Annotated in this window: 24 protein-coding genes and 2 pseudogenes; 12 read left to right on the top strand and 14 right to left on the bottom strand. The window is 72.6% G+C overall.

All coding sequences use genetic code 11. The annotated features are described in order from the left end of the window. Window positions 1-25: 25 nt before the first annotated feature. Window positions 26-397, top strand: coding sequence for a nuclear transport factor 2 family protein (locus ACZ6ZI_RS35005; protein WP_469527940.1), 372 nt, complete (start codon window positions 26-28; stop codon window positions 395-397). Between the two features lie 37 nt (window positions 398-434). On the opposite strand, the gene ACZ6ZI_RS35000 is transcribed toward ACZ6ZI_RS35005, so the two are convergent. The 3 genes from ACZ6ZI_RS35000 to ACZ6ZI_RS34990 form a co-directional block, all read right to left on the bottom strand. Beyond that, a complete protein-coding gene (locus ACZ6ZI_RS35000; RefSeq protein ID WP_469527939.1) occupies window positions 435-998 on the bottom strand; it encodes a hypothetical protein in 564 nt (187 codons plus the stop codon). Between the two features lie 122 nt (window positions 999-1,120). After that, window positions 1,121-2,434, bottom strand: a complete 1,314-nt coding sequence (locus tag ACZ6ZI_RS34995; protein ID WP_469527937.1) for an amidohydrolase — start codon at window positions 2,432-2,434, stop codon at window positions 1,121-1,123. 164 nt (window positions 2,435-2,598) lie between these two features. After that, complete coding sequence (locus ACZ6ZI_RS34990) at window positions 2,599-3,330, bottom strand: GntR family transcriptional regulator (RefSeq protein WP_469527935.1); 732 nt, start codon at window positions 3,328-3,330, stop codon at window positions 2,599-2,601. Between ACZ6ZI_RS34990 and ACZ6ZI_RS34985 the strand changes: the two are divergent. Together ACZ6ZI_RS34985 and ACZ6ZI_RS34980 are read left to right on the top strand one after the other, a co-directional pair. Beyond that, window positions 3,215-4,093: pseudogene (locus tag ACZ6ZI_RS34985) on the top strand (MFS transporter); the annotation flags it as partial. The gene ACZ6ZI_RS34990 and the pseudogene ACZ6ZI_RS34985 overlap by 116 nt on opposite strands. Window positions 4,094-4,124: 31 nt before the next feature. Beyond that, entirely contained in the window at window positions 4,125-4,859 is a 735-nt protein-coding gene (locus ACZ6ZI_RS34980; protein WP_469527934.1) for an MFS transporter, read from the top strand. Between the two features lie 526 nt (window positions 4,860-5,385). On the opposite strand, the gene ACZ6ZI_RS34975 is transcribed toward ACZ6ZI_RS34980, so the two are convergent. Both ACZ6ZI_RS34975 and ACZ6ZI_RS34970 read right to left on the bottom strand, forming a co-directional pair. Continuing rightward, window positions 5,386-5,679 (bottom strand): hypothetical protein, encoded by a 294-nt coding sequence (locus ACZ6ZI_RS34975; RefSeq protein WP_469527932.1) that lies wholly within the window; start codon window positions 5,677-5,679, stop codon window positions 5,386-5,388. A 553-nt stretch (window positions 5,680-6,232) separates the two neighbouring features. Then, window positions 6,233-6,853: a GNAT family N-acetyltransferase gene (locus ACZ6ZI_RS34970; RefSeq protein WP_469527929.1), complete on the bottom strand. Its 621-nt coding sequence runs from the start codon at window positions 6,851-6,853 to the stop codon at window positions 6,233-6,235. Between the two features lie 110 nt (window positions 6,854-6,963). Between ACZ6ZI_RS34970 and ACZ6ZI_RS34965 the strand changes: the two genes are divergently transcribed. After that, the gene (locus tag ACZ6ZI_RS34965; protein ID WP_469527928.1) at window positions 6,964-7,440 is read left to right on the top strand and encodes a DUF6924 domain-containing protein; all 477 of its coding nucleotides are present in this window, start codon (window positions 6,964-6,966) and stop codon (window positions 7,438-7,440) included. Between the two features lie 66 nt (window positions 7,441-7,506). Here the strand turns inward: ACZ6ZI_RS34965 and ACZ6ZI_RS34960 are convergent, their stop codons facing one another. Then, window positions 7,507-7,821, bottom strand: coding sequence for a hypothetical protein (locus ACZ6ZI_RS34960; protein WP_469527925.1), 315 nt, complete (start codon window positions 7,819-7,821; stop codon window positions 7,507-7,509). A 462-nt stretch (window positions 7,822-8,283) separates the two neighbouring features. On the opposite strand from ACZ6ZI_RS34960, the gene ACZ6ZI_RS34955 reads away from it, so the two are divergent. After that, window positions 8,284-9,903 (top strand): hypothetical protein, encoded by a 1,620-nt coding sequence (locus tag ACZ6ZI_RS34955; protein WP_469527923.1) that lies wholly within the window; start codon window positions 8,284-8,286, stop codon window positions 9,901-9,903. A gap of 11 nt (window positions 9,904-9,914) precedes the next feature. On the opposite strand, the gene ACZ6ZI_RS34950 is transcribed toward ACZ6ZI_RS34955, so the two are convergent. Continuing rightward, on the bottom strand, window positions 9,915-10,424 hold the full coding sequence (locus ACZ6ZI_RS34950) for an SCO4225 family membrane protein (RefSeq protein ID WP_469527921.1): 510 nt from the start codon (window positions 10,422-10,424) through the stop codon (window positions 9,915-9,917). Between the two features lie 391 nt (window positions 10,425-10,815). Further along, entirely contained in the window at window positions 10,816-11,283 is a 468-nt protein-coding gene (locus ACZ6ZI_RS34945) for an HIT family protein (RefSeq protein ID WP_469527919.1), read from the bottom strand. A gap of 23 nt (window positions 11,284-11,306) precedes the next feature. Here ACZ6ZI_RS34945 and ACZ6ZI_RS34940 point away from each other — a divergent pair, with 23 nt between their 5' ends. The 4 genes from ACZ6ZI_RS34940 to ACZ6ZI_RS34925 all read left to right on the top strand — a co-directional run bounded on the left by ACZ6ZI_RS34940 (window position 11,307) and on the right by ACZ6ZI_RS34925 (window position 14,111). Then, a complete protein-coding gene (locus tag ACZ6ZI_RS34940; protein ID WP_469527918.1) occupies window positions 11,307-11,474 on the top strand; it encodes an RICIN domain-containing protein in 168 nt (55 codons plus the stop codon). 77 nt (window positions 11,475-11,551) lie between these two features. Then, window positions 11,552-12,034, top strand: coding sequence for a WapI family immunity protein (locus ACZ6ZI_RS34935; protein ID WP_469527916.1), 483 nt, complete (start codon window positions 11,552-11,554; stop codon window positions 12,032-12,034). Between the two features lie 118 nt (window positions 12,035-12,152). Continuing rightward, window positions 12,153-13,085: an NUDIX hydrolase gene (locus ACZ6ZI_RS34930; protein WP_469527914.1), complete on the top strand. Its 933-nt coding sequence runs from the start codon at window positions 12,153-12,155 to the stop codon at window positions 13,083-13,085. A 528-nt stretch (window positions 13,086-13,613) separates the two neighbouring features. Next, complete coding sequence (locus ACZ6ZI_RS34925; RefSeq protein WP_469527912.1) at window positions 13,614-14,111, top strand: DedA family protein; 498 nt, start codon at window positions 13,614-13,616, stop codon at window positions 14,109-14,111. Between the two features lie 17 nt (window positions 14,112-14,128). On the opposite strand, the gene ACZ6ZI_RS34920 is transcribed toward ACZ6ZI_RS34925, so the two are convergent. Further along, window positions 14,129-14,827, bottom strand: a complete 699-nt coding sequence (locus tag ACZ6ZI_RS34920; RefSeq protein ID WP_469528072.1) for an alpha/beta fold hydrolase — start codon at window positions 14,825-14,827, stop codon at window positions 14,129-14,131. 13 nt (window positions 14,828-14,840) lie between these two features. Between ACZ6ZI_RS34920 and ACZ6ZI_RS34915 the strand changes: the two genes are divergently transcribed. After that, complete coding sequence (locus tag ACZ6ZI_RS34915) at window positions 14,841-16,031, top strand: ArsR/SmtB family transcription factor (protein WP_469527910.1); 1,191 nt, start codon at window positions 14,841-14,843, stop codon at window positions 16,029-16,031. A 636-nt stretch (window positions 16,032-16,667) separates the two neighbouring features. Here the strand turns inward: ACZ6ZI_RS34915 and ACZ6ZI_RS34910 are convergent. The 3 genes from ACZ6ZI_RS34910 to ACZ6ZI_RS34900 all read right to left on the bottom strand — a co-directional run bounded on the left by ACZ6ZI_RS34910 (window position 16,668) and on the right by ACZ6ZI_RS34900 (window position 18,461). Then, window positions 16,668-16,916: a helix-turn-helix domain-containing protein gene (locus ACZ6ZI_RS34910; protein ID WP_469527908.1), complete on the bottom strand. Its 249-nt coding sequence runs from the start codon at window positions 16,914-16,916 to the stop codon at window positions 16,668-16,670. Continuing rightward, the gene (locus ACZ6ZI_RS34905; RefSeq protein WP_469527906.1) at window positions 16,916-17,407 is read right to left on the bottom strand and encodes a DUF2975 domain-containing protein; all 492 of its coding nucleotides are present in this window, start codon (window positions 17,405-17,407) and stop codon (window positions 16,916-16,918) included. The genes ACZ6ZI_RS34910 and ACZ6ZI_RS34905 overlap by 1 nt, the downstream gene beginning before the upstream one ends. A gap of 340 nt (window positions 17,408-17,747) precedes the next feature. After that, window positions 17,748-18,461: a DUF1963 domain-containing protein gene (locus ACZ6ZI_RS34900; RefSeq protein WP_469527904.1), complete on the bottom strand. Its 714-nt coding sequence runs from the start codon at window positions 18,459-18,461 to the stop codon at window positions 17,748-17,750. A 532-nt stretch (window positions 18,462-18,993) separates the two neighbouring features. Here ACZ6ZI_RS34900 and ACZ6ZI_RS34895 point away from each other — a divergent pair. Both ACZ6ZI_RS34895 and ACZ6ZI_RS34890 read left to right on the top strand, forming a co-directional pair. Beyond that, window positions 18,994-20,093 (top strand): annotated as a pseudogene (locus ACZ6ZI_RS34895) (serine hydrolase domain-containing protein). Between the two features lie 148 nt (window positions 20,094-20,241). Continuing rightward, window positions 20,242-20,607: a hypothetical protein gene (locus ACZ6ZI_RS34890; RefSeq protein ID WP_469527903.1), complete on the top strand. Its 366-nt coding sequence runs from the start codon at window positions 20,242-20,244 to the stop codon at window positions 20,605-20,607. Window positions 20,608-20,622: 15 nt separating this feature from the next. Here the strand turns inward: ACZ6ZI_RS34890 and ACZ6ZI_RS34885 are convergent, their stop codons facing one another. After that, a complete protein-coding gene (locus ACZ6ZI_RS34885) occupies window positions 20,623-20,916 on the bottom strand; it encodes a PH domain-containing protein (RefSeq protein WP_469527901.1) in 294 nt (97 codons plus the stop codon). Window positions 20,917-21,223: 307 nt separating this feature from the next. Next, window positions 21,224-21,700, bottom strand: coding sequence for a DUF7919 family protein (locus tag ACZ6ZI_RS34880; RefSeq protein WP_469527898.1), 477 nt, complete (start codon window positions 21,698-21,700; stop codon window positions 21,224-21,226). Between the last annotated feature and the right edge of the window lie 25 nt (window positions 21,701-21,725).

Here is a 21,725-nt window from a genome sequence, read left to right as displayed (position 1 = left end):
GATCGGATGGTTGAAGGATGGAGGCATGACAACGAGGACGAGGACTGCGCGAGAGCTTGCCGAGACCTACTTCACCGCCTGGGAGGCGGGCGACCTGGGCGCCTTGAGGGGGGTGCTGGCCGAGGACGTCGACTTCGTCGGGGCGCTGGGAACGGCCTCGGGGGTGGACGAGGCGCTCGCCGGGTTGCGGGGGCTCGGCCGCGTTCTGGAGAAGATCGACGTGAAGGTGCGGGTGGCGGAAGGCGATGACGTGATCACCTGGTTCGACCTGCACACGAGCGTCGCGCCACCGACTCCGACGGTGAACTGGATGCACGTGGAGGGCGGAAGGGTGACCCGCATCCGGGTCACCTTCGACCCCCGGGCCCTCCTCGCGGGGTTCGAGACGCGGAACTGACCCGCCCGCAGCTCCGCCCCGCGACCCGGTCGGCGCTTCATCGGCCCGGCCCGGGGGGCGCGGGGGCCGCCTCGGGAAGGGCGAAGGAGGTACGTCGCGCCGGAGGGCGCCACAGGAACGCGTCCTCGATCTCGGAGTGGAAGGGAACCTCCCGCCAGGAGGGCGTCAGATCGCGCCAGCGCGTGATCACGGCGTTCCGGTCGTCTCCGTCCTTCAGCCGATCGTAGGCGAGGTCGAACTCGTGGACATGACCTCCGTCGGTGTGGACCACGCCCGTCTCCGAGCAGGCGCCGTCGGGGAAGAGGTAGACGAGGACGGTGGTCGGGATGGCCAGTCCGCGTTCGACGAGCAGCTCGCGCAGGCGCACCCAGAGACCGAAGGGGCTCGTGCGCAGCAGACGGGTGCAGCTGACATAGCTCGTCGTCGTGCGCCGGCCGGGCAGGTGCCCGTGGAGCAGAACGGCCAGTGAGGCCCAACTCTCGTGCGCTTCCGCCGGGAGGAGCGCGTCGGGGGGTGTGCGGGGCGGAACGTACGGCTCGGTCTCCTTCGCGGCCCCGGAGCGGGGCTCGCGTCGGATCCGGCCCGGGGGCCTACGCGGCATGCGCCTTTCGGATGGTCATGCCGTACATCCTGTCATGCCCGCGTCCGGCTCCGATGTCCGGTGCCCGGTGTCCGGTGGCGCACCGGGGTGCATGGGCTCCGCGTCCGGCTCAGCCGATCGCGTCAGACCAGTTCTCCGTTGCGGGCCACGATGCGGCCGGCGTGGACGACCATGTCGCGCTGCGGCATGTCGACCACGACCTGGGGCAGGCATTCCGCCGTGACCAGGACGAAGTCCGCCGGGGCGCCCGGGGTGAAGTCGGCGTGCGCCAGGCCCATGACGTCGGCCCCTCCGTGGGCGCCCACCGTGTAGCAGGACTCCAGCTCCTCGTCGAGGCGGGCGTCCGTGACCCAGCCCAGCAGGTGCGCGCGGTGCAGCATGTCGGCGTTCCCGAAGGGGCTCCACGAGTCGCGCACCCCGTCGGAGCCCAGGCCGACCCGTACGCCGTGCGCGCGCAGGCGGGCGACGGGCAGCACCAGGGACTCGCTCGGGGCCACCGTGGTCAGGGCGATGTCCAGGTCGGCGAGGTCGGCGGCCATCGCGTCGAGCGCCGGCTCGGCCAGGAACGGCAGGCAGAAGACGTGGCTGACCGTCACCTTGCCGCGCAGTGACAGCGCGCGGGTGCGTTCGACGATGGCGCGCAGGACGCGTACGCCCTTCTCGTCGCGGTCGTGGAGGTGGATGTCCACTCCGACGCCGTAACGGTCCGCCAGCCGGAAGACCAGGTCGAGTTGTTCGTCGAGGGCCTGGTCGAAGCTGATCGGGTCGATGCCCCCGATCATGTCGACGGCGCCGCTGCGCGCGGCGTCCTCCAGCAGCGCGGCCGTGCCCGGGGTGCGGACCACCCCGTGCTGGGGGAACGCGACGATCTGCACGTCGAGCGCGTCGGCGAGGCGTTCCCGGGCCTGCGCCACCCCCTCGACGCCGGCGAGGCCGTACGCGGGTGCCACGTCGGCGTGCGCGCGCATGGCCCGGGTGCCGCGCGTGACCGCGTGTGCCATCAGCGCGTACGCGCGTTCCCCGACGGGTCGGCGCTGGGCGTGGAACAACTCCACGTCCTGGGCGCAGTACTCGGCGATCCCGGAGGCCGGCTTGCGCGACACCCAACCGCCGCCCCAGCTGGTCTTGTCGGGGTGGATGTGGGCGTCCACGAGCGAGGGCAGCGCCAGGCGGCCACCGCCGTCGACGACCTTGGCGCCCTTGGGGGCGGGCGCGGCGGAGATCCGGCCGTCGACGACGACCAGGTCGACGGGGCGGCGGGCGCCGAGGGGGCGTACGTCGCGGAAGACGACGGCCTTCTCGGGTCGGCGGGCCCGGTCCTGGGCCCGGGCGGTGGTCGGGGGCAACGCCGTCGCACCGAGGGCGGCCGCTCCGGCGAGGACGCCTCGTCGGGACACGGACGAGGGTGTGGAGGAGGGCGGCGTGGAGGAGGTCATGGCGGGTCTCTCCTTGGGTGGGCGACGGAGCGCGGGTCACCTGCGGGAGGGCGACCCGTCTTATTTTGTATACCAAATGGGTGATGGCGACAAGGAGGATCCGCAAGGGGCGCCGTTTTGCGGGCTTTGACATGCCTGATGCGGTCACCCTGCCGCAGGGTTGGCTATTCGGTATACAAAGAGGGGTCACCGAAGAGCGAGCTGAAGGCCACCGCGCGACTGTCGCGCACGTGGAGCAGGGTGCTCGCCGCGGCGGCCTCCTCGTCGCCCGAGGCGATGTGCCGGAAGATGTCCGCGTGCTGCGCCCGCATGTGCGCGGATTCCGCGCGCATGCCGAAGAGGAGCCGGAGCTGCCAACCCAGCTGTTCCATGGTGCGCGCCAGAAGCGGGTTGCCTCCCAGTACGACGATCCGCTCGTGGAAGGCGGTGTGTTCGGCCACCTCACGCGCCCCCTCGCCGGCCGTGGCCGCCTCCTCGGCGCGCTCCAGGGACTCGCGCAGCGCGGCCAGCCCCGGCGGATCGTGCGGCCGGGCCGCGGCCACGGTGCGCGCGGCGAGCCGGGACGCCTGCACGGCGAGCGGCTCCCACACCTCGTACAGGCACCTGACGTCGGCGCGCTCCAGGCGGCGCACCCGCACCCCGCTGTGCGGGAGCAGTTCCAGCAGGCCCTCGGCGACGAGGGCCCGCAGGGCCTCGCGCACCGGAACGCGCGACATCGCCAGTTCCTCGGCGACCTCCCGCTCCACGAGGCGCGAGCCCATCGGATAGCGGCCGTCGACGATGCGCTCGCGCACCTCCTCGCGCGCCCGCGCGCTCAGCGGCGTACGCCCCTGTCCCGGTGCCGTTCCCTGTCCCGGTGCCGGTGCCGTTCCCGTGTCCGTTCTCTTGCCCGCCACGCCCGTCCGTCCTTCGCTCGTCCGCTCCGGGCGAGGATACGGCCTGCCTCCGCCCGGCCCACGGGGCCGACCCGGCGCGATAGGAAGATGGACCGACCCCTCGGGACGTGACGTGCCCGCCGAACGGCGGCGCGGCACAAGGCCGTTGAACCACTCCTCACACCGTCGTCCCACCGACCGAACCTTCCGGGAGCACCTGATCACCACCTCCGAAGAGCGCCCCGCACGCCCGACGTCCACCACCTCCGGCCGCCCGCCCGCCCCCCGGGCGCACAGGACGGACGACGGGAGGCCCGGGAAGGCGAACGCGCCCCTGCCCCGCTCCTACCTGCTGTGGCTCGGCGGGATCCTGGCCTCCCTCGCCGGCAACGCCGTCTTCTACTTCGCCCTCGGCTGGGCGGCGAGCGAACGCGGCGGCGCCGTCGCGGGACTGGTGCTGAGCGCCGTCACCCTGCCGCGCGTCCTCCTGCTGCTCATCGGCGGCGCCGTGAGCGACCGCGTCAGCGCGCGGTACGTGCTGATCGCGGGCGACGCGGTGATGCTGGTGTTCTCGCTGGTCCTGGCGGCCGTCGCCCACCGCCTCGGCGCCCCGCCGGTCCTGCTGATCGCCGCCGGCGTCGTGGTCGGGATCGCCGACGCGTTCTACCTGCCGGCCTCCGGATCGATGCCGCGCCGCCTGGTGCCGAAGGAGCAGTTGCCGCGCGCCCTGTCCCTGCGGCAGATCGGCGGGCAGGTGATCAACCTGGGCGGCGGGCCGCTCGGGGGAATCCTGGTCGGGTTCGCCGGCCTGGCCGGTGCCTCCCTGGTCAACGCCGTCACCTTCGCTGGTCCTGGTCGTGCTGGTCGTCGTCCGGCCCCGGCGGGCCGTGCCGCCCCCGCCGAAGGGCGCGAGCCTGCTCAAGGACGCCGCCGACGGGGTGCGCGTCGGCCTCTCCCACCCGGTGCTGCGCCCCGGGCTCCTCCTCACCGGGGTCGCGGCGGGCTTCCTGCTCCCGATCCTGCCGCTGATGCTGCCGTTGCTGGCCCGCGAGGAGCACTGGGGCGCGGGCGCGGCGGGTCTGGTCGTCGGGGCGCAGGGCATCGGCATGGTCGCCGTCACCCTGGCCGTCCTGCGGCGCGGGCCCCTGGGCCGTCCCGGTCTCCTGTCCGCGCTCGGGCTCGTCCTGGCGGGCCTGGGCGTGCTCGGACTGGGACTCGCGCCCGGCACGGCGACCGCCGTCGCGGCGGCGACCGTCATCGGCCTCGGCAACGGACTCTTCTCGGCGCACGTCGCGCCCCTGGTCCTGGCGGCGACGCCCGAGAGCCACCTGTCCCGCGTCCAGGCGGTGCTCGTCCTCGTGCAGAGCCTCGCCCTGCTCCTCATGAACAACGCCCTCGGCAACCTGGCGGGCGTCGGCGGGGCCGCGGCCACCGTCGTCGGCTGCGCCGTGGTGATCATCGGCATCGGTGTGCTGGGGGCGCTCTCGAAGCCCCTGCGCGACGCCCACACGGACACGGACACGGACGCCGCACCGGCGCGCTCGGGGTGACCGCTGCCCCCTCGCCGCGCGCCCGCCCGACCCACGCCCTGGTCTGCGACCATGCGCCGCTCCCCCGAACCCCCGCGCCCCGAAGCGGTCCCGCACGGCACGGACTGGGCCTCGGCGAAGACCCCGTGCGGGACGGGCGCGTCCCTGCCGGCGGCCCTCGCCCGTCTCGTCGCCCCGGACCCCCTCGTCAGGAAGGCGGCGCTGGACGACTCGTCGGGCCGGGTGATCCACCAGAACAGCGTCTACGGGGCCACCCCGCCCGTGGCGCTCTACGTGGCGGCGATCCTCGACCATCCGGCCCTGGCCGTGCACGACTCCCCCGTCGGGTCGATGCGGTCGGCAGTGAAACGAGGGTCACCAGCCAAGTTCAGCCTCACCGAGCACAGCGCCCCCGATGGCGGCGGCCGGCCGCTGCGCACGACCAAGGTCACCGAACTTCGTGACGTGGACGTACACAGTGTGGAAGTCGGCGGTACGGTCCCAGTCGGCACGGTCACTGTTGAACACAACCTGCACCCCGTCGTACTTACGGACGCCGAACGAGCCCGCTTCCGGCTCGTCCGGCCAGCGCCCCTCCCAGCAGATCGACGCCGGTCCGCGGCCGAGCGCCTGTACGAAGTCCCCCCTCAAAACCCGTTGACACGCGTTGGCATACGTACAGGGGCAGCTCCTCGGCGATGTCGGTATCGGCGGCCGCCCGCACGTCCAGGTCAAACCACACGTACTCCCCTGTCGCGGGGTCCTCGCGCATGGAGACGTGGTCGTACCGGCCATCGGGCAGCATCGCCACCATCCTGCGGAAGTCATCGACCGTGGTCATCTCCGCACCCAGCTCGACCTCATCGTCATGCCAGGCCAAGAGCGCCCACAGCTGCCGCGCCCGTCTGTACCCTCGAAGCGGTCGGGGGTGCGGTGGACGGGGTACGCCTTCGAATTTCCCATGCTTGCGAATCTCACACGCCGACGGCTGCAGCCGCCAACGCATTGGTGCGTGCCCACACCTGACAACGCACATCGCTGACATGACCTTGCGCTGGAGTGACGTCTTCTCTGCGCTCGACAGGGTTCGTACGGGGAGGCGTTGGCGCGCTGGGGCTCGGCCCCCGGAGACGCAACGTCAGGTTGACCAACTCGGGTGTTGGTCGCACAACCCAACTCTTCACCCCTGCTGGTCACGGCCGCCGAGCGAGGCAGCCCTGGACTGGAACGAACACGGACGTACGCGACCTCGCCTTCCTCGCCGCCGTCCCGCTCGCCGAGCACCTCGACCTCGCCGCGCACCGCGTTCGCCGCTCACGCCCGTCGACTGCTGACCACCGGCACCGACCGCCTGCCGGATCCGCCCTCCGCCCTCCGCCCTCCGCCCCGTCGGCTCAGGCGTCCCAGGCGCGGGGGCGCTTCAGCCCGTCCCATTCGGGGCGGAGCAGCGAGAACACGGCGATGTCGTGGCGGCGGCCGCGGTGGAGGCAGGCGGCGCGGCTGGTGCCTTCGCGGGTGAAGCCGGACTTGGTCAGGACGGCCAGGGCGGGGGCGTTGTCCGCGTGGGTCTCGGCCGTGAGCCGGTACATCGGGAGTTCACCGAAGGCCAGGTCCACCACCGCGTCGAGCACGGCGGTGCCCAGACCCCGCCCGCGCTCCCCCGGGGCGAGCATCAGCTCGACCTCGGCCGTGCCGTCGACCATGTTCTGGCCGGTCAGCGCCACGTGGCCGACGGGGGTCCCGTCGGGGAGGAGGACGAGGAAGTCGTCGCGCTCGTCGTCGTCGACGTACCGCTCGACGCGTTCGCGCACGGCGCTGAGCGGGCGCGGCCAGACACCCATGTGGTGGGCGATCAGCGGATCGGACCGCCAGCCGAGCAGGAGTTCGGCGTCGTCCGTGTCGAGCGCCGCGAGGCCGACGGACCCGGCCCGCCAGGAAACCACGCGTCCGGCTCCCTCCTCGTCGCCGTGCTCGTCGCCGTGCTCGTCGCCCGTCGTCATGTCGTCTGCGCTCATGAGCGGATGCTACGACTCCCCTCCGCGCCGTGACCAGCGGTTTTCCCCGCCCGGCAGCGCACCGCCACCCTGCTCCGCGACGCGCTCCGCGGGTGTGGGACAGTCGCCGCATGAGACGCCTGCCCACCGCCGCCGAACTCGACGAGTTCCACGTCCTCGTCGTCAGGACCGACCACGGCGACGAACCGTCCTGGCGGGCCGTCGTCGCGGAGCTCATGCGCCCCTGGGGCGACCGGGCTTACGAAGCCCTCCTCCACGTGGTCGACGACCCCGTCTGGGCGGGAGCCGACGTGGACGACGTCCTGCGGGCCGCCTCCGCGAACGAGGAGCTGAGCGTCGTCTTCGTCGCCGACGCGGCGACCATGGCCTCGCCCCACCACGCCCTCCTGGCGGTGACCACCATCCCGGCGGAGGAGTACGAGAACTTCGAGGAGTACGAGGGGATCCGCGAGTTCGGCCGCGAGTTCCGCACGACACCGGCCGGCGTGCACGACATCCACGCGAACCTGTCGATCGGCAACATGGACTTCGAGGAGTTCGCGGCGGCCGCCCACGAGGACCCCGAAAAGGTCTACCGGGCCGTCTGAACGCCCCGATCCCGCCTCGTCGGCCGTCGAGGCGGCTTCCGAATGCCGTGACCTTTCGACGCCCCGTCAGGGGCGACAGGTCTCGCAGGCATGGCGGTCGATCGCCGCCGCCAGGCCGCGCGCAGCTGCCCGCACCGCGGGATCCTCGTCGTCGGTCAGGGCGTCCACCACGTGCCTGCCGCCGAGTACGGCCCGGTGGGCCGCGTGCTGCACGTCCGGCCTCGGAGGGTTGCCGTGGTCGAGGATCGCCTCCAGCAGCTCGATCACACCGGGCCGGGCGGCGACATCGTTCGTCGCCGCGAGGTCCCACAGGAAGGGAACCGCCGCGACCGTCGCGTCGAAGACGGCGAGCTCACCGAGCCACAGCGCGAGATCGCTCAACGCGTCGACACTCGTCCTGGCCTCCCCCCACGCCACCCGCGACAGGCGGCCCGGAACATCCTGCGCGGACCCGTAGGCATGCGTCAGTTCATGCCACCGCACACGGCTCATGGCCTTGAGGATCGTCCCCACCAGGACCCTGCCCCCTGTTCCCCTGTTGCTTGTCCCCGGTGTGACTCGCCCCTCCGGGTGAGGTCGCCCGCACCCGCCCACACCGCGCTGAACGCGAGGGTAGTTCCCGTCGGGGTCGGCGTGCACGGCATCTTCCGGAGGGGCTCGGGCCGTGGTTCGCGCAAGGCCGTCCGGCAGTTCGACCACCCCACGGATGAACAGGGCCGATTCCGCCGCTCATCGGGGTGTCCGACGCGTACGGTGGGCCCCGCCATCGCGTCCCGTCCTGCGGGTGGTGACGGATGAGGTGAGGGCGGTCGGGCACACCGCGCGGGTGGAAGGAGAAGCGGGATGACGGAGGCCACGGCGAACGAGCCGGACGAGCGGGTGCTGGGGCGCAGGTGGACGGTGCGGCTGGACCCCGTCGGCCGTGGCAGTACGGCGGTACGCGTCTCGTGCAGCCGTCCGTCCTGTGCCGAGCAGCGCCTGCCGTCGGCGGCGGCCGGGCGGGCGGCCGCGGTCGAGCACCTCAAGGCGCACCTGCGGAGCGTTCCCCGGCCCCGGGCGGAGGCGTACTGCGCCTGCCGGGCCGACAGTTGCCACACCCACCTCCGTCCCGAGGATCGGCAGGAGCGCGGCCGGCCGTGGCGGTGCGGCGGGGCGGTCGTCCTGGCCGTGGTCACCGACCGGGAAGGCCGCTGGTGGCGGGCCATGGAGTGCTGCTCCCGCTGCGTGGCGGCCACCCCCGGCGCGCGGACGGTCAGCTCCGCACCGCCGGCCGACGCCCCGCCCGCGGGCACCGCGTCGGCAGGCGCCCCGTCGGCCGCCTCCCCGTCGGCCGCCCCACCGGGTGCCGTCGACCGCCCCCCGGTCGTCTCCCCCGTCGGCGCCCCGCAGTTCTCCTCCGCCGCTCCCCCGCCGGCCGCGACCGGCCAGCAGCAGGTGCCGGGGCCGCGCACGCGGCCGGTGCGGCGCCGGCACCCGTACGGGCGGATCGCGCAGCGGGACATCCCGTACGATCTGCGACCCACCGCCCTGCGCGACGAACTCGGCGCCCTCGGCGACCGTTTCCGCACGTACCAGCAGCGCCCGGAGCCCGACCTCGCGATCCTCGCCGACCTCCAGGAGCGCAAGGCCCGCGCCTTCAGCGCCTGGGCCGAGGTCACGGGTGACCCCACTCTGCGGAGCGAGGCCGAGCGCGCCGAGCAGGCCGCCACCACCGCCCGCCTCCAGCACCAGCAGCGCACCGGCGAGAGCGCGGACGGCAGCGGGCCGGCGGTGGCCCGGTTGCTGACCGCGCCGGCCCAGTGGGAGCAGGCGCGCGCCGTCCTCGCGCACGTGGCCGGGCACGGCCCGCTGCCCGATCCCGAGGCACGGCTCCTGGCGGTGATGGTGACCCTCCGTACCGCCCTCACCGGCGTCGGCAACCTGGTCGGGCAGGACGTCGCCGCCCTGGGGCTGACCGACGCGCGGGGTCTGATCGAGAGGCTGACCGGCTGCGGCTGGCTGGTCGTCCCCGGAACGGCCGACGACCTGCTCGCCTCCCGGCCGGAGAACCCCACGCCCATCACGGTCCCGTCCCTGGTGCCCCCCGAGGACGGCCCCGGGCCCCTCGTGTTCGGCAAGAAGCTGCGGCCCCGGCTCTCCGGGTGGGCGCAGCGGATCGTCACGGACAAGAAGCTCCGCAAGGCCAAGGCCGGCGCGGCCACCCGGCTGCTCGCCCTGACCCTGGCCACGCGAGTGGGCCCCGACGGCCGACTCGGCGCGGGCGGCGACGACACCGAGGGCGGGGAGGGCGTCGAGCTGGAGGCGCTCGTCGCCTGGTGCGGCCCGCTGGGTCCCGAGGGGCTGCGGGGCCTCGTCGACGAGCTCATCGCGGCGCAGTGGATCGACGAGGCCACCCTCACCGACACCCACCTCACCGGCCGGCTGCACGAACGCGCCCTCCCGCTCACCTGCCCCCTGCCCTGACGGGCGGGACCCTACGCCGCCCCCGCACCCGGGGTCGCCGCCGGGCCGGGCTCCCGCCGTCGGCGCGCGAGGAGCCCGCTCAGGCCGCGTCCCAGCGCCCAGAGCGCGGTGGCGTTGGCCAGGGCGCAGGCCAGGACGACACCGTAGAAGCCGAAACCGAGCCAGGCGTCGGACAGTTCGGCGCCGCCGCCCGCCAGGTCCGGCATGGCCTCGGGCATGGCCTCAGGCATCGCTTCCGGCATCGCTTCCGGCAGCGCGACAGGGGCGGGCAGGGGCTCCGGCGGCACGGGGCCCGTGTGGACGGGCGGCGCGGCTTCCGCGGCCCCGAGCGAGGCGGGATCGGGCACGATCAGCCCCAGGGCGAGGACGCTGAGCGGCGCGGTGGCCAGCAGCGGCCAGACGCCGGCGAAGCCGGCGTCACCGGTCCGGACGAGAACGTCCACCCAGACCAGCAGCCCGACCACCAGGGCCAGGTATCCGGCCGGCACCCACACGTGCAGTCTTGCTCTTCTCGGTCCCACGACTCTCCCCCGTTTCGTCCGCTACGACAGCCAGTATCGAAACGGCGGAGACGGCGCGCCTGAGTACGCCTACTCAACCGCGCGTGCGCACCCGCGCACGCACTCGCACTCGCACACCGACGCGGTCCGTGATGCCGAAGCGGTGGAACAGCGCGCCGGAATCCGATCGGATGATCCGTCGGGACGGAGCGGGGCGCCCCGGGCCGAGGGGAGAGGGGATGGACAGACCAGGGCGCCTTCCGAGGCCGTTGAAGGGCCCCGGCGCAGTGGGCGGCGCTCGCGGCCCTGGTCGCCGTCCTCGTCGTCGCCGACCAGGCGGACCGCGCGCACGACGGGGCCGACACCGCCGCACCGTCCGAACTCGGGTTCTGGCTCACATTCCGTGATCTGCTTACCGAGCGCTGGGGTGCTCCTGAAGTTGCGCTCGGACAGACCGGGCCACCTGGTCTGCCCGGTCAGCTGTTACGTGCTCCTGCACGGGCCGCCTGAGCAGCTCGAAAACGCCCGGCCCACGATGCTCTGGTTGCAGATCCGCCATGCGCGGAACGATGTGGAAGTGCACGTGTGCGAAGCCTTCGGCTTCGGCGAACTGGACGACGTAGGTCTTGGCGCAACCAGTCACGCTCTGGAGAGCCCGCGAGAGCTTGACCTGCCACATCCCCAGGGCGGCTGCCTCGGCATCGGTGAGCTCATGAACTGCGGCAACATGGCGCCGAGGCAGTAGCACCAGCCAGCCGGGCGTTGCGGTGTTGATGGCGTGGGCTACCCGCCAATGCTGGTCGTGGACCACGCACTCCCTTGGCGGAAGGTCGTCGAACTCTGCTTCCTTGCTGCATGCGTAGCAGTCGAGAGTCGTCATGAACCTGATCGTAGAACTGTTTCATGGACCGCCGCGTAGGGATTCCCGTCGGTGCGCCGGCGCGGATCGTGAACCGGAACAGCGGTCTGTACCTGACGGTCGCGGGGTCGGACACCCCGCAGACCGCGGCGGTCGTCCAGTCCCCGTGCGGGAGCCGGCCCGAACGCCAGCGGTGGCTGACCGCCCGCTGACCGGCGTACGGAGCAAGGGGTGGGCGTACCGTCGTCCCCGACCCGGCCGATGGGCCCGCGTATGACATTCTGCGGTGATGCTCTTGAGTGATCGGGCCGGCAGTGTCGAGCTGCTCCCCCTCCGGTACCAGTTCTCCGCGACGCGGGGCGACGCGTACGACGACAACTGGCTGGTGATCGGCGGACGGCTGACGACCCCCGAGGGCAGCTGGTCCTTCACCGACCCGTGTCTGCTGACCGACGAGGCCCGCCGGCTGGCGCCCTGGCTGCGCGCGGTGGCCGCCGGGGCGGTGCCCGTGACGGAGCCGGACGACGACGGCGAACTCTCTCCGGACACCTCCTTCATCGAGCCGGTGCTGGCCTTCAGCCTCGCCGGGCGAAGCGAGACGGAGGCCGTGATCCGCGTGCACCTGTCCTTGGAGGCCGCGCCCCCGTGGCGACGGGACGACGACGGCGTGGACATCCACCAGTACGCCGTGGAGGTGCGGATGGGCACGGCCGCGCTGCTGGAAGCCGCCGACCGGTGGGACCTCGCCCTGGCCCCCTTCCCGCCGCGCTGATCCACGCTGATCCGCGCCAATCCGCGCCGATCCGCGCACCTCCACGCGCCCTTGCCACGGCCGGCCCACCCGAACGATCCTCCAGGTGACGCGCCCGCGAACGATCCGAGGAGCCCACGTGACCCTCCCCACCCCCGAACCGCGCGGCACCGCCGCGCTGTTGGTCAACGCGCGCGGCGAGTACCTCCTGCACTTGCGGGACGCCAACAAGCCCCACATCTGCGACCCGGGTACGTGGTCGATCCCGGGCGGCAACCGTGAGGACGAGGAGTCCTGCCGCCAAGCGGTGGAACGCGAACTCCGCGAGGAGACCGGCCTGACGGTCCCGCTGGAGCCGCTCGCCGTCGTCGACGCCAAGGGACCCACCGGCGGGGGCAGCCTGATCCAGGTGTACGTCGGCACCTGGGACGGGGACGCGAGCGGCCTTCCCTGCCCCGAGGGCATCATGTTCAAGTGGTTCCCCGCGGCCACCACCGCCTGGCTGACCATGTGCCCCTGGACGGCCCAGGTCATCGCCCTGCACCAGCGGACGGCCCCCGCCCTCACCCCCTCACCCGCCCCTCGGCCCGAAGCCCCGCCGGCCCGCGCCGGAGAGGGCCGGGCCCGCCCGAACGTGCTCGGCGTCCACCTCTACCTCCAGCGCGAGGACGGGCACGTCCTCCTCGGCCTACGCCACCCGAGCCTCCCCTTCGCCGGCCGGACCTGGCACTTCCTCGCCGGCCACTGCGAGACGGAAGGGGCGCTGGCCTGCCTGGTCCGGGAAGCCGAGGAGGAGGCGGGCCTGACGATCGCCCCCGAGGACGTCGAACTCGTCCACACCGTGCACGTACGGGGCGCCGACACCCACGCCGACGGCGAACGGCACCCACGACTCCAACTCGTCTTCCGGGCCCGCGCGTGGTCGGGAACCCCCGAGGTCCGCGAGCCGGACAAGTGCCTGGAGTGGCGGTGGTTCGACCCGACCCGCCTCCCCGAGCCCCTCGTCCCGTACACCCGGACCGCCCTCGACGGAATCCGCACGGGCCGCGCCTACTCCGAGCTGGGCTGGTGACCCCGGAAGAGGCCACCCCGATCGGGCCGGCCGTCCCTCTTCCCACCCTGCTCGGCGTGTTCGCGCACCCCGACGACGAGGCGCTCCTCGCCGGAGGGCTCCTCGCCCGGCACGCCTCCTCGGGCGCCTCCCCGCCCTGCTCTCCCGCCTCCCTCCCGAGGTCCGCGCCCGGATCATCGGCACGGAGTACTTCACCGCCGCCCACCGGGCCCGGGAACCGGGCGACCGGCTCACCCGGCTGACGGCCGGGGGCGGTGCCGGGGGCGGTGCCGGTGCGTCGGACCGTACGGGCTGACCGGGTGCCTGCCACCCCGTATGCCCGTTCGGTTAGGCTTACCTGGCCTGGCGTCCAGGTTCGCGTTCCCCTGTCGCAGGTGGCACGTGACACGTACGGATCGAAACGGCAGAGGCAGAGGCAGAGGAGGGCGCAGGTGAGGGTCGGTGACCGGGCTTGCGCCCGCCGGGGTGGGACGCCCGTAGGGGCGACGGGCATCGTGGGTTCAGGCCCCCGGTCGGGAATGAGGCGTCGTGGATAAGATCGCGTTCACGGCCGGCGCGCTGTACTTCATAGTCCTGCTCCGGGCCGGTGGCACGTTCGCCGTCGGGTGGCTCGCCGGCGCCGGGGCCCGGCGCAGCCGGTTCGCCGAACGGATCTCCTCGGCCAAGTTCCAGCGCGCCGAGCGGGCGATCCAGCGGTGGGGCGCCCCGGTGGTGGCCGTCTCCTTCCTGACGATCGGCTTCCAGACCGCCGCCAACTTCCTCGCGGGCAGCATGCGCATGCCGTTGCGGCGCTACATCCCCGCCCTGGTGGTGGGCGGAGCCGCCTGGGCCCTGATCTACGCGACCGCGGGCATCGGCGTGCTCAAGGTGCTGGGACGGCTCTTCGCCGAGCACACGGCCCTCGGGGTCGCCGCTGTGGCCGCGCTCCTCCTCGCGGTGTGCGCGGTGGTGCTGTACCGCAGGAAGCGGGCGGCGTCCCCGGCCCGCGCCAAGGCGACGGCCGAGCCCGCGACCGAGGAGTCCTGAGGGCACCCGTCCCGTGCTCAGGGCGTTTCGACGCAACGACCGCCACGCCCGCCACGCCCGAGGAAGCGTTCCACGGTCTCGGTGATCCCCCGGGCGTCGTCCAGCCACGGGTAATGACCGGCACCCGCCTGGACGGCGAGGCTCACCCGCGGGAAGAGCGCCGCAGCGTCGGCGGCGGACGCGGCGGTGGGCCACAGGTCCACCTCGCCCGCGAGGAGCAGGACCGGGCATTCCAGGGCGCCCAGGCGGCGCCGGAGGCCCTCGGTGTCGGGCGTGTAGCCCTTGTAGTAGTGCTCGCTGACCGCCAGTGCGCGCTGGGCCGGGTCGGACGCCGCGTGGGCGCGGGCCGTTTCGTCCCAGCGTCCGTACATCAGCGGTTCGAAGGCGAGCCGGTACGGGGCCGCCTCGGCGAAGGAGCGCGCGCTCTTCATGTGCCGGTACGCCGTCACGGCGTCGGCGTACCAGGGCTCGGCCGCGCGGGCGGCGATCACTTCCTCCGCGCCGGTGTCGGAGGGCTGTCCGACGGCGGCGAACGAGGGGGTGACCAGGGTCAGGCTGCGCAGCCGCTCGGGGTGGGCCGCGGCGTAGAGCATGGCGAGGCTGCCTCCGGCGGAGTGGCCGAGCAGGTCGAAGCGGTCCAGGTCGAGGTGCTCTCGCAGTGCCTCGACGTCGGCGGTCGGACGGTCGACGCGGTAGCCGGCCGGATCGTCGGGTATCGCGGAGGCCCCGGTGCCCCGGGTGCGGCCGGCGGTGTCGCCGCTGGCCGAGACCGTGCTCGGGGTACGGGCCGTGCTCGGGGTACGGGCCGCGCTCGCCGGGCACGGGCACGAAGTGCACCGGGCGTGGGTGCGCGAGGCGCGGCCGGTACTGGCCGGGGAGCCGGAACTGCCGTTGCTGCGGACCCCGCTCGGGGGCTGCCTGCCGTCGTTCCTGTTCCCGGTGCCCGAGGAACGGCTGCCCGCGTTCGAGGCCGAGCCGGCTCGCGTACGGGCCATGGACGCGGCGTACGTGCAGGCCGAGTGCGTCGCCGCGGTCGGTTCCGCCCGGGCGGCTGAACTGCCGCCCCCGGCCGCGCTGTTGGAGCGCGTGGCCGACGCACTGGCGCGCTGCCACGACCGGCTGGTGGCCCCGCACTGGGGGCGCATGCGGACGGTGCTGGAGGCGGACGTGAGCCGGCGGGCGGTGGCCCTGGTCGACGGCGGGGTGGAGGGGCTCTTCGCGCAGCCGCACGGCGATGTGGTGTGGCGGGAGGGGGAGTTGGTCGTACGGGGACGGCGCCGCGCGGGCGGGACGTGGACGGTCGGGGCGGGCGGTCACGGGCTGGTTCTGATGCCGTGCGTGTTCGGCCGGCCGGACGTCATCGTCGACCACTCCCCCCGCGCCGCCGCCTCCATCCGCTACCCGGCGGCCGGCGTCGGGTTGCTGTGGGAACAGCCCGGCCCGACGTCCGCCGGCCTGGCTGCCGTCCTCGGTCGCACCCGGGCCGCGCTCCTCGCCGAACTCGGCGAACCGCTCGCCACCCCCGACCTCGCCGCTCGTCTGGGGGTCACCGCGAGCGCGGTCTCCCAGCACCTGGGCGCACTGCGCGGTGCGGGGCTGGTGACGACCCGCCGCACGGGCCGTACGAACGTACGGCCGTACACCTGCGCACCCGAACAGGTACGGCGCTCACGGCCGAGCCGCCCGCCTGACGCGAGGGGGCGCGATGGCTCCGGAGGCTATCGCGGAACCACGTCGAAGGCGACGGTCGTGCTCCCCTTCTGTCCCCAGTCGGTGGTGATGTCGGCCGTCAGGGTGTACGCGCCGACCTGGTCGAGGGTGTCGCCGAAGCTGAAGAGAGTGATGCCGGGCGGCCTGCACCGCTCGCTGCGGGCCAGCTGTACGACCTCACCGGCGCGTTTGACGGTCCACTGGACGTAGCAGCCCCGGTCCAGTCGGCCTCCGGAGTCGTTCACGACGGTGTTGGCGCCGGGGGTGGACCGGGCCCGCCAAGTGGTCGGGCCCACCTTCCCGCTGGTCCCCATGTCGATGCGTACGAGCAGGGGGCCCGAGTGGGCGGGCGGTTGTGCCGCGGGGGTGGGTACGGTGGCCCGTCCGGGCGTCGAGGGCACGGATCGCGTCGGGCGGGTCTCCGGCTCGACGGTCTCCTCCTCCGGTTCGGGGAAGACCTCGACCGACCGGGTCCGGGTGGGTGACGGCCTCGACGTCGGCGTCGGCGGGGAGTCGTCGGCGCCGGCCGGGGGTGCCGGGGCGGGCACGGAGGCGGGTGCCGATCCCCCGGCTCTGGGCGGCGGATCGTCCGAGGAGAACAGGTCCTTTCCGGCAGCCAGGGCGCCGATGATCGTGGCGATCACGCCCAGGAGGATCAACACGGGGTGTTCGGTCAGTTTGCGCTGCGCACCACTCAAGGCGGCCTCCCTCTCCCCTTGGCCCGGCCGGCCTCCTGCCCCATGACCGTCGGGCCACCACTGTGCGCTGCCGACCTTAACGCTCCGTGGAACGCGCCGGTGGCCGAATGTGGAAGCCCGAACCCTCACGTGTAAGCCCTCGGGCGCGTCACGCGCCCCCGCCGACCCTCTCCTCCTCCAGCTCCTCGGCTTCCTCGGCTTCCCAGCGCAGGAGTTCGCCGGGCTGGCAGTCGAGCACCTCGCAGAGGGCGGCGAGGGTGGTGAAGCGTACGGCCTTGGCACGACCGTTCTTGAGTACCGCCAGGTTGGCGGGGGTGATGCCCACCCGGTCGGCGAGCTCGCCCACGGACATCTTCCGCCGGGCGAGCATCACGTCGATGTCGACGACGATCGGCATCAGATGACCTCGTCCAACTCGGCCCGCATCCGGGTGGCTTCGCCGTCGCGGTCGACGGCCTGGGCGAGGAGCGTCCGCAGGACGTGCACGATGAGCGCGACTCCGAGGATGGCCAGACCGATCCCGGCCATGATGACGGTGACGCCCGGGTCTTCCCGTTGGCCGGGCGCGTTGAGGGCGGTGACCACGAACCACAGGAGGGCGATCGCGACGATCGCCCCGATCACGCGGTCCACGTACCGGAACGCGGTACGGGAGAAGACGGTCCCGCGCCGCACCATCGTCACCAGCCGCCACACGCAGACCAGGGCGACCTGTACCGCCACCATGCCCAGGATCGTGATCACGCGCATCGGGGTCAGCGGGAGCGACCCGTCCTCCGGGTCGTTGCCCGAGATCACCATCCACGCCATCCCCGCCTGCACGAACACGGTGCCGACGAGCACCACCGCGAGCACGGCGCGCAACGCGTGCACTGCCAGATTGCCCATGACTCACCCTTCCATCGATTTACGATATGAATCTATCGATTTTCGATAGACGAGGCAAGGGACGCCGCAGAAGCCGCATAACGGACCTCCTCACCTCGCGCCGAAGTGCGTCGAGCCCTCCAACCCATGCCCCGAACTGCATAATTCACACTTATCCGGCGAAAAGCGACGCGCAGAACGGGGCCGTCAGCCGCCGAACGCAAGACCGCCGGTATGGATCGACCCGCACACCCCTCCAGGGCCCTCAGGCGGGCGCCTGCGGCCTTCGCGGCCTCCCCACAACGCCGAATCGCGCAATTCGGGGCTCATCACGGGGAGGTGTGACTCCGAACTCCGCGGATCAGTCGCAGTCCCACCAGTGAGCGAAGGGACGGTCCGGGCAGGCACGGCACTCGAAGAGGTACACCGAGCCCACGCTGCCGAGATCAAGGCCCGTGGGGTCTACGGGGACGGCCCGACCGCCGTCCTCGTCCCGGTCCTCCAGCGGCAGCCAGATGTGCCACGAGGCTCCGTCGCATTCCCAACTCGCCACGGTGAGCAGGTGGTCCATGCGGCCGCCGCATCCCTCGCAGTCCACCCACCCCTCCCCCGTGAACCAGGACGGATATCCGCCGAGCTTGGTGCCCGGCGCTTCGGCGAAGTCGGAGTAGGACAGCAGCGGAAGCGACGCATGAGGCGGGATGGCCGCCTCCAGTCGGCGGAAGTCGTCCCGCCACTCGTCGGCCAGGTCTTCCGGCAGATCCCAGGTCGGGTATTCCGTCACCCGCTCCGGGTGCACCACGCACGGCGCCGGAACCTGCCAACGGGTCGCAGCGGGATCCGTTGGTGGCGCCGGAAGCACGGCCTGGACGGCCGCGGAGTCGCGCCAGATCACCAGGGGCCACGGTGACGCGGGAAACTCGTGGGTGAACGGGCACCAGAGCACCTGCAAGACATCCGCGCCCTCGGGGAACGGCACCACGCCGGCCGGCAGGTCCGCGCGGAAGACCTGCACGACCGGCACCATCGGCACGCGTGAGCTGCTCGGCAGGCCGCTGCTGAAGTCTTGGTGCATTCGCGTACACACCGGCCAGTCCTCGTTCGCCGGCCACAGCAACGGCCCGCCCACGGAGCTCGCCGCAGACGACGGCGCACCCTGCCTCGGGTGCAGACGCACCGTGTCCCGCGCCCACGCGGCGAGCCCCGGAACCAACCCCTCCACGTTCACGGGACGCGACGGCGTCCGCCGTCTCGCCACGTCCACACCAGGCACCGAATCCATCAGGTGATCATTCATACGCGGAACCCTGCCAGGCGTGAGCCCACGGCTCTGCGGCGCGTCCCGTGGCCTCGACGGAGGACCATCCGCTCGCTCGGGTCGAGCGGGGTCGCCCACGCAAGGCAGGCAGCCGCGCGACGGCCTCGGCTCCGGACAGGCTTTCACCCACTGACCCACACAGACCCACACCGACCGTCCGTGTCAAGGGGGTTGGCCGCACTCCCGTCCGGGGGGCGGGCGCAATGATCTTCCGGCGGCATCCTGGCAGAGTCGTCAACGAGCAACCGACCGGCCCGCGCGGGCCGAAAGACGACCAGGGGGAACACTCATGTACCGCAAGCGCATAGCCGCCACGGTCCTACTCGCCGCCACCACCATCGGGGCACTCGCTCCCGTGGCGGCCGCCCGCCCGGTCGACCCCGTACAGCGGCAGTTGGACCTGCTCGTCAACCGCGACGACGTCCCGGGCGCCTTGGCCTACGACGGCAGGACGACGCGCACCGCCGGTGTCGCGGACAGGGATTCGGGCCGCCCCATGGTCGACGCTCAGGGTCGGATCCGGTTGGCCAGCAACACCAAGGCGTTCACCGCGGCGGCCGTGATGCGCCTGGTGGCGGACGGACGCGTACGCCTCGACGACCGCGCCGGCCGCTACGTGCCGCAGCTCGCCGAACGCGACATCACCGTCCGCCAGTTGCTCAAGCAGACCAGTGGACTCCCGGAGTACACCGGCCTGGTCGACTGGACCCGTGCCGGAACCTCCGAGGAGTACCTCGCCCTCGCCCTCAAGGAGAAGCCCTCTTCGAGCCCGGAACCGACTGGGGGTACTCCAACACCAACTACCTGGCGCTCGGCATGGTGATCGACAAGGCGTCGGGGGTCGGCTTCCGCACGTACGTCGAGCGCACCATCCTGCGCCCGCTGCGCCTGGACGACACGTACTGGCCCGCGCCTGGCGAGATGTCCCTGCGCGGACCGCACGCCCGCAACTACGGCGTCCACCCCGCCGCCCCGGAGGCGGGCCGCGTGGACGTGACCGAGCTTCCCGGGTACGAGTTCGGCGCGTCCGGCGGCCTCGTCTCCACCCCCAAGGACCTCAACGCCTTCTGGGACGGCCTGTTCGGCGGGCGCATCCTCCCCGACTGGGCGGTGAAGCAGATGACGCGGGACACCACCGCGATCGGTGGCCGCGACGTCTACCCGGCGGGCAGCCAGTACGGTTACGGCATCGCCTCCATCCCGCTCAGCTGCGGCGGCGTCTACTGGGGGCACGGCGGCGACCTGCCCGGCAACTCGGTCGGCGGGGGCCGGGCCACGGCGGGCCGCGGCACCGTGACGGTCTACACCACGACCTGGGCGGCCGAGGGCGAGAGCCTGCGCCACCTTCAGGGAGCCGTGGACGCGGCCCTGTGCGCGAAGCGCCGCTGACGCCGCCGGCACCGCCAACACCGCCGGCACCGCTGACCGGCGCCCCTGATCACACCGCCCCCCTGAGAATGGAACCGCGGCCGGCCCACCCCGACACCGAATCGTCGTGAGCCGGCCCGCGACCACTACGAAGGAAGGGAACGCGCCCGTGGGTGTGTACGTGTCGGTCAGGGGATGGTTGGAGTGCGACGAACGGCAACTGGCCGCCGCCCGGGAGATCATCGCCTCCCATCAGGACGACCTCTACTCCCACGGGTGGGCCGCCCCCGCCCGGCACATCAACTGGACGCACTACCTCTTCTACGGAGCCGACATCAGAGCGCCGGCCGTCGACTGGCTCCTCGACCAGATCGGAGAGATCGCGCGGATCCCGGCCTCCGACGAAGACGGCGACCGCGTCACGGGGTTGTTCCTCGCCACGCACGAATCCGACGGCACCGCCGAGTGGCAGGTCCGCGAAGGCCGACTCTCCATCGCACCGGGCGACATCAGGCACCGCTACCTCGACGGCTAGGCACTGTCCGGCGGCTCATGCTTCGGGGTCATGGGTCCGGAGGTCGTAGAGGTAGGAGCGATCGCCTTTGAAGCTGCGCCAGACGGTGGCCGGGGGTTCGGGTTCGTCAGCGTGGCTATTGAGGGGATGGGCGGTGACGAGGCCGTCAGCGATCTCGCAGTGCCAGCCGTCGGTCGGCGACCAAACACACCGCACGTTCCCGTCCGTTCGACGGTAGGCAGGACGGTCATTGTGCTCGCCGTCGCGTTCGAAGTGGTAACGAAGCCCGTCGATGTGGCGCACGAAGGTGAAGGATGAAAGTGCCGTCATACCTTCGGCACTGTACGAGACAACGCTGCCCGGCGGCCAAGCGGTTCTGGGCGTACCCAGATGCAGGGCGCATGTCACGGGCCGAGCCAGAGCCGGATCGCGGCGACGGCGACGGCGACGGCGACGGCGCCATGGAAGACGTAGGCCCTACGGCTCCAGCCGGCCCCACTCGGTATTCGTCAGATCACCCCGCCCCACGCCGGGAACAACGAGCCAGAATTCCGACACTCACATGATCCGCCGGACAGTGCCCGGGCCGTTCTCCGGCCGGGTCTTCCGGCTGGGTTCCGGCGGACGACGCTCGCCGCTACTCCAGCAGGCGTTCCGCGTCGTCCGGTACCCAGGGAAAGGGGATGTCGGGCCACCGTGTGGCGGCCCACGCGTCGAGGTCGACGGCAAGTACGGCGTCGATGAAGGACTGCGGCGGCCGATAGCCGTGGGCGGTGACGTAGTGCGTGATGAGGAACGGAGCGGCGTAGGCGATTCCGGGCCCGCCCGGAATCCGTACCTCCCCCGTCCCTTCCGGAGCCTCGTCCGCCGGGCACAGGTCGCACTCGTGGAGGCCGAGGCAGACGTTCATCCACTGGACCTCCTGAACGGCCTTCAGCTTCTCCAGGAACTCCGGGGACACCGCCCCTGTCGAGTACGGTTTGCCGGCCTCCAGCCAACCGACGTTCAGGCGGGTGTAGGCCGGGCGGTACCAGAGCGCGTAGAAGCCCGACTCGCGGTCCGTGAACTCGTCCTCGTCCCGGTAGTCGTAGTCGCTGAGATCTGCGTAGAACACCCGCACATCATCGCGGCACCGCTTC

This window comes from Streptomyces sp. NPDC103540 (assembly GCF_055584445.1).
The sequence above is the reverse complement of the archived record's forward strand: the minus strand, read 5'-3'. Positions and strand labels throughout refer to the sequence as shown.